Origin of the sequence: Priestia sp. Y58 (assembly GCF_029522095.1) — a bacterium.
GTDB classification, from domain to species: domain Bacteria; phylum Bacillota; class Bacilli; order Bacillales; family Bacillaceae_H; genus Priestia; species Priestia megaterium_E.
In genome coordinates this window covers 301,777-314,133 of the sequence record NZ_JAKWFL010000001.1, presented here as the reverse complement: position 1 = coordinate 314,133, position 12,357 = coordinate 301,777, and the positions used below count along the sequence as shown (strand labels likewise).

The 12,357-nt window shown below is 37.2% G+C and carries 13 protein-coding genes and 1 riboswitch; of the genes, 8 read left to right on the top strand and 5 right to left on the bottom strand.

Features of this window, described 5'->3' with window-relative positions; all coding sequences use genetic code 11:
- Positions 1-320 precede the first annotated feature (320 nt).
- The 4 genes from MMB68_RS01730 to MMB68_RS01715 all read left to right on the top strand — a co-directional run bounded on the left by MMB68_RS01730 (position 321) and on the right by MMB68_RS01715 (position 5,074).
- A complete protein-coding gene (locus tag MMB68_RS01730) occupies positions 321-512 on the top strand; it encodes a hypothetical protein (protein ID WP_277548092.1) in 192 nt (63 codons plus the stop codon).
- Between the two features lie 119 nt (positions 513-631).
- Positions 632-1,666 (top strand): N-acetylmuramoyl-L-alanine amidase, encoded by a 1,035-nt coding sequence (locus MMB68_RS01725; protein ID WP_221784419.1) that lies wholly within the window; start codon positions 632-634, stop codon positions 1,664-1,666.
- Between the two features lie 191 nt (positions 1,667-1,857).
- Positions 1,858-1,998, top strand: a riboswitch (cyclic di-AMP (ydaO/yuaA leader).
- 162 nt (positions 1,999-2,160) lie between these two features.
- Complete coding sequence (locus tag MMB68_RS01720) at positions 2,161-3,987, top strand: APC family permease (RefSeq protein WP_277548089.1); 1,827 nt, start codon at positions 2,161-2,163, stop codon at positions 3,985-3,987.
- A gap of 109 nt (positions 3,988-4,096) precedes the next feature.
- Positions 4,097-5,074 carry a cation diffusion facilitator family transporter gene (locus MMB68_RS01715; protein WP_277548086.1) on the top strand — a complete coding sequence of 326 codons (978 nt, stop codon included), beginning with the start codon at positions 4,097-4,099 and terminating at the stop codon, positions 5,072-5,074.
- Positions 5,075-5,112: 38 nt separating this feature from the next.
- On the opposite strand, the gene MMB68_RS01710 is transcribed toward MMB68_RS01715, so the two are convergent.
- Genes MMB68_RS01710 through MMB68_RS01700 form a run of 3 tightly spaced genes read right to left on the bottom strand, consistent with a single transcriptional unit; the run spans position 5,113 to position 8,005 of the window.
- Positions 5,113-6,090 carry a glycosyltransferase family 2 protein gene (locus MMB68_RS01710; protein WP_221784416.1) on the bottom strand — a complete coding sequence of 326 codons (978 nt, stop codon included), beginning with the start codon at positions 6,088-6,090 and terminating at the stop codon, positions 5,113-5,115.
- Positions 6,087-6,479 carry a GtrA family protein gene (locus MMB68_RS01705; RefSeq protein ID WP_050689602.1) on the bottom strand — a complete coding sequence of 131 codons (393 nt, stop codon included), beginning with the start codon at positions 6,477-6,479 and terminating at the stop codon, positions 6,087-6,089. The genes MMB68_RS01710 and MMB68_RS01705 overlap by 4 nt, the downstream gene beginning before the upstream one ends.
- 20 nt (positions 6,480-6,499) lie before the next feature.
- The gene (locus tag MMB68_RS01700) at positions 6,500-8,005 is read right to left on the bottom strand and encodes an ArnT family glycosyltransferase (RefSeq protein WP_277447228.1); all 1,506 of its coding nucleotides are present in this window, start codon (positions 8,003-8,005) and stop codon (positions 6,500-6,502) included.
- Positions 8,006-8,288: 283 nt separating this feature from the next.
- On the opposite strand from MMB68_RS01700, the gene MMB68_RS01695 reads away from it, so the two are divergent.
- On the top strand, positions 8,289-8,489 hold the full coding sequence (locus MMB68_RS01695; RefSeq protein ID WP_260506714.1) for a hypothetical protein: 201 nt from the start codon (positions 8,289-8,291) through the stop codon (positions 8,487-8,489).
- A 67-nt stretch (positions 8,490-8,556) separates the two neighbouring features.
- Here the strand turns inward: MMB68_RS01695 and MMB68_RS01690 are convergent, their stop codons facing one another.
- Positions 8,557-10,002, bottom strand: coding sequence for a magnesium transporter CorA family protein (locus MMB68_RS01690; protein WP_221784414.1), 1,446 nt, complete (start codon positions 10,000-10,002; stop codon positions 8,557-8,559).
- Between the two features lie 211 nt (positions 10,003-10,213).
- Entirely contained in the window at positions 10,214-10,831 is a 618-nt protein-coding gene (lexA, locus tag MMB68_RS01685) for a transcriptional repressor LexA (protein WP_013058778.1), read from the bottom strand.
- A gap of 146 nt (positions 10,832-10,977) precedes the next feature.
- Between lexA and yneA the strand changes: the two genes are divergently transcribed.
- From yneA to MMB68_RS01670, 3 genes are all read left to right on the top strand, one after another.
- The gene (gene yneA / locus MMB68_RS01680) at positions 10,978-11,307 is read left to right on the top strand and encodes a cell division suppressor protein YneA (protein ID WP_014458514.1); all 330 of its coding nucleotides are present in this window, start codon (positions 10,978-10,980) and stop codon (positions 11,305-11,307) included.
- A 53-nt stretch (positions 11,308-11,360) separates the two neighbouring features.
- Positions 11,361-12,029, top strand: coding sequence for a YneB family resolvase-like protein (locus MMB68_RS01675; protein WP_221784413.1), 669 nt, complete (start codon positions 11,361-11,363; stop codon positions 12,027-12,029).
- A 69-nt stretch (positions 12,030-12,098) separates the two neighbouring features.
- On the top strand, positions 12,099-12,329 hold the full coding sequence (locus MMB68_RS01670; protein ID WP_013058775.1) for a DUF896 domain-containing protein: 231 nt from the start codon (positions 12,099-12,101) through the stop codon (positions 12,327-12,329).
- Positions 12,330-12,357 lie beyond the last annotated feature (28 nt).

Below are 12,357 nucleotides of genomic sequence, written 5' to 3'. Positions count from 1 at the left end.
AACAGATAGAGAGATTGTTTATGCGTTCACTCTGCACTTCAGTATAACTTCAGAGAATTTTCAGCCAGGCGTAGTGTTATTAGAAAATACTGTTGGAGAGGAATGGAATGAAAATGCAAGAAGGAAATTTTTTCAAAGGTTTAGTAATAGGCATATTAATAAGCATTCCAATTTGGATTATTCTCATTGTTATAGGCGTTCTGCTTTTTAAATAGGTCCTAACGTTATAAAGATCAAAAGTGTTAGGTCGAAGAAGATCCGCACGATGAATCGTGCGGATTTTTTTATTGGTAACGTGAACGTAGATTTCATCTATTTAGTTGCTTCTACCTGTTGATTGGAGGGCAGGCGAAGACTCCTGCGGGAAAAGCGGAATAGGTGAGACCCCGCAGGAGCGTAAGCGACGAGGAGGCTCACCAGCCGCCCGCGGAAAGCGAAGTCTTGCACGGAAATCAACAGCGGTGTCACAAGCAATCCCTACTAGAGCACTTGTCCCATTTGTTCGTTTTTAGATTGGAGTGGTTTCGTTATGGCACAATCTCCTTTTTTAGTGATTTTTCACTAAGTAGGCTAGTAACTGTAGCACTTTTTTCCCTCATGCATATGTTAGCAATAAGGAGGGACAAGTAATATGAAAAAAATTTATCTCGATGCAGGACATGGTGGGGCAGACGTAGGAGCAGTTGGAGCGAATGGATTGTATGAAAAAAACCTAGTTTTGAAAATTCAACAATATTTAATAAGCTATTTAAATAGCACGTACAGTGATTTTACGATTAAAACCACTCGTACCACAGATGTTTTTTTATCGTTATCTCAGCGCGCTTCTCAAGCTAATTCGTGGGGCGCAGACGCATTTATGTCTATTCACGTAAATGCCGGTGGAGGAACAGGGTACGAAGATTATGTTTATAGAAGCGCTAGCAATGCCAGTAAAACGTTTCAATCGATTGTACACGGCCAAGTACAGCCAGCGCTGCTGTCGTATAATCATCCGAATCGCGGTCGAAAATCAGCCAATTATGCGGTGCTTCGCTTAACAAATATGCCCGCAGTACTCACTGAAATAGCTTTTATTGATAACAGTACAGATGCAGCACTTCTTCAAAATGAAGCTTTTTTAAAAAGCATGGGTGAATCGTATGCAAAAGGAATTGCCGTATATTTAAATTTACCGCGTCGTGCAGTTCCAAATCCATCCCCATCTCCAACACCAAATCCTTCACCTTCTGAACCGGGTACAAAAACGTATACGATCAAGCAAGGAGATACGCTTTACAGTATTGCACAGAAGTACAACATAACAGTACAGGCGCTTCAAGAAGCGAATACAGGGCTTTCTGATCCTTTAACACTACAGGTTGGAAAAACAATTGTTATTCCTTCAGGAACTTCATCAACACCATCTCCAACACCACCTTCTGAACAATATCCACTTCCCAATGGAATTTTAAAACAAGGCGATTCTGGAGAAGCTGTGAAACAGCTTCAAAGAGCATTAAACGCGGTTAATTTTAAAGTAGGGTCAGTAGACGGAATATATGGAGTTCAAACGAAAGATGCAGTCAGACGTTTTCAGCTTATGTATCTTCCTTATGATGTAGATGGCATTTATGGTCCTCAAACGAAAAACAAGCTAGCAGCCGTTTTAAAAGCAAAAAGTTAAAGCAAGAAGGTCTTCTGTAAGCAGGCAGAAGGCCTTTTGTTTTCCCATTAAAAGCGTCTTAAGCACTATTTTATAATTTACGTAAAATAATGCTTTACAAACCATTTGTACGGGAGTATATTATCTAAGAACAAAGGATAGTTATGAAAGAAACATGTTATCAATCATACTCTTTAACCGAAAATTATATTGACCTGTTATCGCTTAATTCGTCAGGAGTGGGGGACCCAAATTTGTGCATTGTCACTTGGGGTGAATCCTTTTTTAAAGGTAGGGCTACTCTCATAGCCCGAATCCGACAGCTAACCCCATAAGCGTTTTGGAGAGGAGGTTTAAGCTGTGTAAAAACGCTGAGAACCCTTAGTGTTTTTTTTGTGCGCTTTTTTAACATAAAAAAGTATTTTTTAGGAATAATATCACTTATTCGTGAACTTGTAACGGAGCTTAGCAATGAACAGTAAATAGTAGCTAGGCAATCATCGGAGGGAAATTACGTGAACTATTCAGTTCTCAAAAGATTATTGATTGGAAAGCCGCTTAAAACAAAAGAGTTAGGCGATCAAAAGCTTAGTAAGCTTAAAGCACTGGCTATTTTATCATCAGATGCCTTATCTTCAGTGGCTTATGGAACAGAACAAATTTTGATTGTACTTGCAACAGTAGGCGTCCTTGCCTATTGGTATTCAATTCCAATTGCGATTGGGGTATTGGTGCTACTGACGGCTTTAATTCTTTCATACCGTCAAATTATTTATGCGTATCCGCAAGGCGGAGGAGCTTATATTGTTTCCAAAACCAATTTAGGAGAAAATCCCGGGCTTATCGCTGGGGGATCACTGTTGGTAGATTATATTTTAACAGTTGCTGTGAGTGTTTCAGCAGGAACCGATGCTTTAACTTCGGCTTTTCCAACGCTGCATCATTACAATGTAGTAATTGCGTGTTTGCTAGTGATTTTTATTACCGTCTTAAATTTACGTGGTGTAACAGAATCCGCTTCTGTATTAGCTTATCCGGTTTATTTATTTGTTATTGCTCTTATTTTGTTAATAGCGGTAGGCTTGTTTAAAATAGCGACAGGTCAAGTTTCACCTGAGCTTCATCCCTCTCTCGGTACAGTAGTGCCAGGTATTAGTTTGTTTTTATTATTAAAAGCTTTTTCATCAGGGTGTTCGGCATTGACAGGTGTAGAAGCCATTTCAAATGCAGTGCCTAACTTTAAAGAGCCAGGTGCAAAAAATGCTGTTCATACATTAATGCTGATGGGCGGTATTTTAGCCGTTTTATTTTCTGGCATCACGTTTTTAGCTTATTGGCTTGGCATTTCTCCAAAAGCAGATGAAACGGTTGTATCACAAATTGCATCAAGTGTGTTTGGACGAAATGGATTTTATTATTTTATTCAAGGCACAACAGCTCTAATTCTAGTGCTAGCGGCGAATACGGGCTTTTCTGCTTTCCCTTTGCTTGCTGTCAACCTATCGTCTGATAAATACATGCCGAGAATGTTTCAAATTCGTGGCGATCGATTAGGCTATTCGAATGGAATTGTGACCCTTGGAATTGCTTCTATTGTCTTAATTGTATCTTTTAAAGGAGCGACTGAACAATTAATTCCTCTTTATGCAGTCGGGGTGTTTATTCCATTTACGCTTTCTCAAACAGGCATGATTGTCAAATGGCTTAGAGAAAAGCCGGCCGGCTGGCAAGGGAAGCTAACTATTAACTTAATTGGGGCCCTCATAACCTTAACGGTGCTAATTATTTTGTTTACAACGAAGTTTTCACAAGTATGGTCCGTGCTCATTTTCTTACCGGTTATCGTTTATATTTTTCATCGCATTCATACGCATTATGAAGCGGTAGGAGAGCAGCTTCGCATTAAGCAAGGAGAAAAGATTGGAAAGCTTGAAGGAAGTGTAGTCATTGTTCCTGTAGCAGGAATGACAAAGGTAGTAGAAAATTCATTAAATTATGCACGAACGATTGGTGATACCGTTATTGCAGTGCATGTGGCCTTTGATCGAGAAAGCGAAAAGAAAATGGAAGAGAAGTGGGAGAAGTGGCAGCCTGATATTCGTATTGTTACGTTTCATTCTCAATACCGCAGCTTAGTGCGGCCGCTGTTTCGATTCATCGATATGGCTGAGGAAAAAGCGCGAGAAAATAACATGGCCATTACGGTCGTTATTCCGCAATTCATTACGAAAAAAAGTTGGCAAAATATTCTTCACAATCAGTCCAGTCTGCTGTTAAAAGCACATTTGCTTTACCGCAAAAATGTAATTGTTACAACTGTACCGTACCGTTTTAAAAAATAATGAAACATGACTAAAAACCTCCAACTTGTATGTTGGAGGTTTTTAATTTTTAAATTCACATACACTAACCGTAATCGAATCTCATCAAAGGTGCAAACGGAGGGATTACATGAGTGAATTAATTAAATTGTTGCGAAAAGGAAATAAATCGGCCATGATGGCCGCTATAGTGAATACCATTATTTCCATTATTAAAGGAATTGCTTTCGCCTTAACAGGGAATGTAGCGATGTTTGCTGAAACGATGCACAGCTTAGGAGATGCAGCTAATCAGTTTTTTGTTTTTATAGGTTCGGCATTAAGTAAAAAAGCCCCGACCAAACGATTTCCAAACGGTTTCGGCCGATTGGTTAATCTTGTTCTATTAGGAGCGGTTCTTGTAGTAGGGATTATGGCGTTTGAAACGATTAAAGAAGGATATCACCACATTCTTCATCCGACGAAGTCTTCAGGCTTTATTTTAAATATTGCAGTACTTGGCATCTCGGTATTGCTTGAGATGTTTGTCTTATTTAAGGCAATGAAAGAAATTTTGCACGATGTCGGAATGAATACCGCACAGGTCAATGTTTTTACCCAAAGCTTTGTTCATTTAAAGAAAGCAAAGCCAGCAACCAAGCTGGTCTTTATGGAAGATCTGGTAGCTACTGGAGGAGGCGTATTGGCATTAATCGCTGTTTTCATTTCACGGTTTACACCTTTTCACCAAGCTGAAGGAATTGCTTCTATTTTAATTGGGCTTATGATGTTTTTTGTAGTAGGACGAGTATTTTTAGACAACGCTGCGGGAGCCCTTGGTGAAGCAGATAAAGAAATGGAAATAAAAATTGGCGCGATTGTCATGCAAGATGTGCAAGTGCGTGATATTCAAACATTAATGGTGATGAAAGAAGGAGAAGAGCTTCACGTTGAATTAAAAGTAGAAATTGATCCTTCTTTAACAGTGGCCGAAGCTGATGATATTAAAGATCGTCTGGAAAATCGTATTTTACAGGAAAAAGGAGTAACGGATGTCATTATTGAATTTGATGAAGATGATGGAATTCCGGACTGGGAGCCAAGTGATTTACAGCTTCAAAAAGAATAAAAACAAGGAAGAAAACAGTTGTTTTCTTCCTTGTTTTTTTAGCTATATACTTTTTCACGGACGTTTGGAGAATCTGTTGAAGCTTTTGAGAAGTTAATGGTTTCACGTACAACGTAAATAGGTCTATTTTTACTTTCGTCGTAAATTCTTGCGATGTATTGTCCGACTAGACCTAATCCAAGTAGCTGAATGCCGCTAAAGAAGGTGATAGCTACCATAATGGAAGTCCAGCCAGGCTGAATGTTTTTACCTATCAGCCAAACAACAATCGAATAACTTAAAACTAAAAGTGATACAAAAACCGATATTAAGCCAATAACCATTACTAAACGCAAAGGCTTCGTTGAAAACCCAATAATTCCATCTGAAGCAAACTTGATCATCTTTTTTAAAGGATATTTTGTTTCACCAGCAAAGCGTTCATCGCGCTCATATTCTACATATGTTTGCCTGAAGCCAATCCAAGACATCATTCCTCGTACAAAACGATTACGTTCAGTCATTTTTTTGAATACATCCGCTACTTTTCGGTCGATAATACGAAAATCTCCCGTGTCTTTAGGGATTTCGATATCGGACATATAATTTAAAAAGCGATAAAAATACTTAGCCGTGGCTAATTTAAAAAAGGTCTCTCCGCTTCGTTTCTTGCGCTTTGCATATACAATTTCATAGCCTTGCTGCCATTTAGCAATTAATTCGGGAATCATTTCAGGCGGATCTTGTAAGTCCGCATCAATAATAACGATAGCATCACCTTGAGCATAATCAATGCCTGCTGTTACGGCAGTTTGGTGCCCAAAATTACGAGCAAAATCAATAACTTTCACATTAGAATCCATAGCCGCTACGTCTTTCAAGATTTCAATTGTTCGGTCGGTGCTGCCGTCATTGACGAAAATGAATTCATAGTTAATGTGGTTTTTATGCATGACGGAAAGCAAGCGATTGTAGCATTCATTGGCTACTTCTTCTTCAAAATACATAGGTACCACAATTGAAATTAGTTCTCTCATGCTTTACCTCCTATCGAGTGATGGTTTGTGTGCTTAAACGTCCATATTTTATTAAGGAAAAAATTGATAAACATTCCTATACAAGTAGACAACAGTTGTCCAATTATTGGATTAGCAGGTGTATAGTGTACAAGAAGGAATAAGCAGCTTGTATTAATTGCTAAAGTAATAAGGTTTACGATGAAAAATTGAGCTAGCATCCATTTATGTACAGTTGCTTGAAACACCCACGATTTGTTCCAATAGTAGCTGTTTATGACGCCAATAAAATAAGATAGTACGTTAGCCAATATATAATTCATATCAAAATGAATGAGTGCTAAGTAACTGATAATAGTGAGCAGGGTATTCATTATACCTACAAATCCGAATTTCAGGAATTTTATCACGGTTGCATAATCCCTTCCATTTAATTTATCTCTTCATATTTTGTCTGGGGCTTATTTTTAGTAAATCGTGCTATTAAATAGGATAGAATCACTGAAATACCAAACCCTTCGAGCAGCATAAAACTTGGAAAAATAAAGAATCGATAGCGAGTTTGAATTTCAATAAGCAAGTGAATAAGAACGTATCCTATGATTAGTAATAAAAACAGTGTATACGGATATTTATCCTGCTTCTTCAGGAATAAACATATAAGTCCAATAATGGAAAGAATAGTAGTTGAAACATAAATAATTCTTTCATAACTTTGAGCAGCACTAATTAATTTTTCTTTATTAAAAGGTACATCTTCTTGAGGAGTTAATGAAATGCTCCAAAATGTAGATGCATCCGTTCCTCCCCACATATTTAGGAATTTAATGTGAAAGAGATCTAAAAGCTGCTCTTTATCTGCTACCCGCTCTTTAATTACCTTTTTTTCTGCTTCAGCTCGTTTTTCTCCAATTGGCATACCCATAAAACGACTAGCATCCTCTGAAGAATAAGAACCGCTTGTTTCGTAATTAAAGCCAATGACGAATTTCCATAAAGGATCTCTGTTACTTAAAGGATATTTAGAAATACCGCTAGCAACAAAAGAATAGTTGATCAGCGCATTTGCAATAAAAAAAGTAGCCAGTATGCCTACGAGGTTTTTTCCTATTTGTTTTCGGCGAACTTTTAACTCAGCAGCATCCTTCGTTTTAATGTAAGGTTGAAGAATTTGCAAGATGAAATAAATGAAAACAGCAACGATAATAATGGGTCCTAGAGGGCGCATTAAATTTCCTAACGACAATAGAAGGCCAATATAAAGCCAGCTAAACTTGCTATGAGCAAATCTTTTTATAATAAGGTAAAAAGCTGCATAAAATAAAAAAGTAGCCAAATGCTGGTTAGTTAACACTGAGCTATAGAGAATGTTCGGAATGTAGAACGCGTATAGAAAAGCTGCCATTCTCCCAGCAAGTTCGTTAAATACTTTCGCGCCAATTAAATAAATAAAAATAACGGTTCCAGTGGAATAAAAAATATTTAACAATTTTAATATAAAAATATTATCTCCAAAACAGCGAATAATAACAGATTCATAGAATGAAAAGCCTAGCTGATATACCCATGTAGTGAAATAAACGCTTTGGTTAAATTCATAATTTCCTTTTGCGATATTACGCGCGGCATCTAGCATGACAAGAAAGTCAGATTTTACAGGCGTTTGAACAGAAAGCATCCATGCTAGTCGAATACCTAAGGTCAAAACGATCAGTGAAATAAAAAAAACAGTTTTGTTCATGTATCTACTTGCAATAGCTATTAGAAAAATGACAAGGAAAGTGATAAATATTCCTTCAATGATAAATGAATTACTTAAAGCCAAGCCTTTTAATTCCAATGAATTTGTCATCGCACTGTAACTGCCCCATAGAGACCATGTGAGAATAATGACACATAAAAGAATCAGGCTTTTGGATAAAAATGAGTTAAGCATATTACCTCCTGCAAATTATTTCAAAGATAAGGTACAAAATTCCTACCCTATGATACCATATTTTATTATTTTGTATATATTTTTCTTATAGAGTATAATGTTAGATTGTTCTGATATTACAACAGCGGCACAACGTTTGATAAAAGGTTCAGCGGAGTAGGCAGTGATTTAGTAATAGATAAAAGAGGTTGGGAAAAAAGAATTTTAGTCGAAGTGAAAAACGAACCATTGATCAACATGTTTGATTAGTGGTTCGTTTTTTTATGGTAAACGTAGGTTTTATTTGTTTAGTTCTTTCCAGCAGTTGATTGGAGGGCAAGACGAAGACTCCTGCGGGAAAAGCGGAACAGGTGAGACCCCGCAGGAGCGTAAGCGACGAGGAGGCTCACCGGCCGCCCGCGGAAAGCGAAGTCTTGCACGGAAATCAACCGCGGTGTCACAAGCAATCCCTGCTAGCTTATTTATTCCATTTGTTCTCCTTTAGACTCGCTTGATTTAGTTATGTCTCAATCTCTTCTTTTTTATCATGTGTTTTCTGATGCGAACAGCTTTTATGTTTTAAATCGATCTTTTAATAAATTCCATAGGGAACTCACTCCGAGACTAATGCTGATCAGAATTCCTGATAGAGCTACTATTAAAGCGATATATTCAAAGATAGAAAACTGCTTCATACTATCCCAATTGATGTTTCCCTTTAGTTTGCTAATAACTAAATTCATTCCGTAAATACCGGAAAGAACCGTATAAATCGTTAAAATCAATAATAAGTAATTGTGACGTTTGGCTGCGATTTTCTCTTGATTTTGGTACAAAGTACCAAGGGTTTCTTTGACTTCTTGATAAAGAGAATTGATGTGGAAGATTTTTTTAAAGAGCTCAGAAAACTCTTGACCTTCTGTGCGAGAGCTAATTTCTAAAAATAAATATTTACCTGAAAATACGGTAATAGAGCGGATTAGTCGTTCAATGCCCTCTGAATTTTTATGAAACGTGAGCTGAGAATACTCATAAGATAGTTTTAGCAACACGATTTTATAGAAAAAATGTAAAAATAAATTATAGTAATGCTGGCCAAATAGATGATTCATCAAAAGCTGATCCGTTTTAGAGTCTGCCGATTTAGAAATACATGAAAACACATGGTCTGTTATGACGTAATAAGTTTCAGGAGCCCACCTTTCATACACATGTTTAGTATTATACGTTTTAATATACTCATGATTGTGTGCAGAAATAAACGCTTTCCCGTCAGGCGTATAGCTATTTAGCTGCCCAGTACGAAATAAAGTTGTGGAATTAATCTCTTGCTCTTTATTTACCGTTACATAACTTAACACAAACATCCGTTCATCGATAAAATAAGGAAGGCTCCCAACGTGCTGTTCACGCGTGGCTTCTTTCTTGATGTGTTCGTTCAAAAATGGCGCAAGCTGTGAAAAAATATAATCTTGTACTTTGCTATAGCGATGATGTTCATAGGTAATGGTGGATCCATGCTCTTCAGCAAGCTTCGGTTCTAATACACGAAAATGATTCATGAATTCTAAAATATCATCATAGGTATAATGATCATGGCTCATCTCAGTGCGAATGGTCATGACGCCAATTTCAAAAGGACATAAAAAAACATCCACAGACAGCACGTTGCTAGACACGGTGGTGGAGGAAGTGTGTAACGTAATGGTATGGTCTATTTTTTTGGAAAATCGAAGCAACCCTTCTTTTTCGCACGAGTCAGGGAATAGAATACATTCAATGTAAGGAAGAAAATATTGATCCAGGCTATCATGAGATACGTAATACTGTTCTCCGTAGTATTCTTTTTCTAAATGTTTGTTTTGAATGGAAAAAAACTCGAACAAATTTTCTTTCAGTGCATGAACAAGCTGCTCTTTATTTTTTCGATCAAAAGAAAAAGGAAAAAGAAACATGTTCATTGCTTTGGTAGGTACAATGGTTTGAAATGATTCTGTTTTCCTTGGTGTATTGGTCATAAACTACATCCTTCTTATGGTCGGTTGTATTTCCTTGTAAGAGTCGCGGAAATGCAGATAGAAAGTAAAAAGTGAAACAAGCTTTACAAAAACCGTTCTACCTGCTTGCGATGATTCAACGTATCATTTATAATATGCCAATTTTTTTAGAAAACAAACGTAAAAAAACCAACTAACATCATGATTAGTTGGCTTTACATACAGTGTCTGATTAGTGAATCGTGCGATATACACCAGTTACTTTTCCTAAAATCGTTACGTGGCGAAGAATAATAGGCGCCATCGTTGAATTTTCAGGCTGTAAACGAACGAAATTTTCTTCTTTGAAGAAACGTTTTACCGTTGCTTCGTTATCCTCGGTCATAGCGACCACAATATCTCCATTATTAGCCGTTTGCTGCTGACGTACGATTACCATATCGCCATCTAGAATACCTGCTTCAATCATACTTTCTCCCATAATTTCAAGCATAAATACATGATCATCTGGAGAAACGAATTTATCTGGAAGAGGGAAATATTCTTCCACATTTTCAACGGCTGTTATAGGAAGACCCGCTGTTACTTTACCGATAACAGGAACATTAATGACATTGCTTTTAGGGATGTTTACTTCATCTAGTTGAAGAACTTCGATTGCTCTTGGTTTTGTTGGATCTCTGCGAATTAACCCTTTGCTTTCTAAACGAGCTAAATGCCCGTGTACAGTGGAGCTAGAGGCTAATCCTACCGCTTCCCCAATCTCGCGAACAGAAGGCGGATAACCTTTTAATTTTACTTCGTGCTTAATAAAATCTAGTATGTCTTGTTGACGTTTTGATAGCTTCATATTTTTCACCTCGATTTTAGCTATTCTTTAGGTGAATTATACCACGTGATGTGTCAATATACAAACATAAGTTCGAAGAATTCCATTGACAGAAACAAATGTTCTCAATAAAATAAGAACATATATTCTGATAGGGGGATCATAATATGCAACAATTCTTACATTCTATGAAACATTACGCTATTTTTTTTGCAGTTATCGCTGCACTTACATATGTATTGACGCTGGTTTTAGGAGCGGATAAAGTAGATTTAGACAAATATTCAACGGTTACTATTACAAAAGGAGATACGCTTTGGGACTTGTCCAACAAGTATCATAATCACCATCATTTGACCACCAATGAATTTGTCAAATGGGTTGAAGACGTCAATGATTTAAACTCAGATACTGCCCAGTCTTTATCACCTGGAGATAAATTATATATTCCTGTTTTAAAAAAAGAGTTACATAATCAAGTGGCAATTGAACAGTAGTGTGTAACGGCCGTTCCTGAATATTGTTAGAAGCCGAAAAGGTCGTGATAAAAGTGGACGCCATTATTTATTGCCGTGTCAGTACGGATAAAAAAACCCAAGAAACATCTTTACAGCGCCAGCAAGAAGAATTAAAAAAGCTTGCTGATCTTCACCATCTAGAGGTGAAAAAAGTCGTGATGGAAAAAGCAAGCGGATATGATGTAGACAGAGAGGGTATTTTGGATGTTCTTCATACAATGAAAGAAGAGAAAATATCCGTGCTGCTCATTCAAGACGAAACACGATTAGGCAGAGGAAATGCCCGAATTGCGCTGCTTCATGCTTTTCATAAAGAAAATGCTACCATCTATACGATTAGTCATCAAGGTCAGCTTCAGCTTTCAGAATCTGATTCAATGGTGTTAGATATTATTAGCTTAGTGGAAGAGCATCAGCGGAAATTACATAATGCTAAAATTAAAAGAGGAATGAAAAGAGCCGTAGAAAACGGTTATCGTCCGCAGAAAAATTTAAAAAATCAAGGAGTTAACTCGGGAAGGGAAAAAAAAGAAGCGCCGATTGAAGAAATTGTCCGCCTTCGTCATAACGGCTTAACCTTTGCTGAAATTTCAGTTACGCTAAAAGGTTTTGGTCATAATATTTCAAAAGCGACGGTACATCGCCGCTATCAAGAGTACCAAGAGAGTGCTCAATCTCTTGATAAAACGAAAGAGATTTAGTAAGATGACTACATGTTGCCGGAGCGGTTCGGTAATTTTAATTATTGATTATAAGGAGATAGGTTTTATATGCTATCAAAAGATAAACTTGCTCGTATTAATGCTCTTTCAAAAAAGGCAAAGGCTGAAGGGCTGACAGAATCTGAAGCGAAAGAACAGCAAGAGCTACGTCAGGAATATTTAAAAGTTTTCCGACAATCTATGACAAATCACCTTCACACGATTAAAGTTGTGGACGAAGAAGGTAAAGATGTTACGCCTAAGAAGTTAAAAGAGAGTAAAAAGAAGCGTCTTCACTAAGATGTTCTAGTAAAACTAGAGGGAGTGT

Coding starts and splice junctions, on each gene's coding strand:
- MMB68_RS01725 (WP_221784419.1), top strand. CDS start 632: ATGAAAAAAATTTATCTCGATGCAGGACATGGTGGGGCAGACGTAGGA.
- MMB68_RS01715 (WP_277548086.1), top strand. CDS start 4,097: ATGAGTGAATTAATTAAATTGTTGCGAAAAGGAAATAAATCGGCCATG.
- MMB68_RS01710 (WP_221784416.1), bottom strand. CDS start 6,090: ATGAGAGAACTAATTTCAATTGTGGTACCTATGTATTTTGAAGAAGAA.
- MMB68_RS01700 (WP_277447228.1), bottom strand. CDS start 8,005: ATGCTTAACTCATTTTTATCCAAAAGCCTGATTCTTTTATGTGTCATT.
- MMB68_RS01690 (WP_221784414.1), bottom strand. CDS start 10,002: ATGACCAATACACCAAGGAAAACAGAATCATTTCAAACCATTGTACCT.
- lexA (WP_013058778.1), bottom strand. CDS start 10,831: ATGAAGCTATCAAAACGTCAACAAGACATACTAGATTTTATTAAGCAC.
- yneA (WP_014458514.1), top strand. CDS start 10,978: ATGCAACAATTCTTACATTCTATGAAACATTACGCTATTTTTTTTGCA.
- MMB68_RS01670 (WP_013058775.1), top strand. CDS start 12,099: ATGCTATCAAAAGATAAACTTGCTCGTATTAATGCTCTTTCAAAAAAG.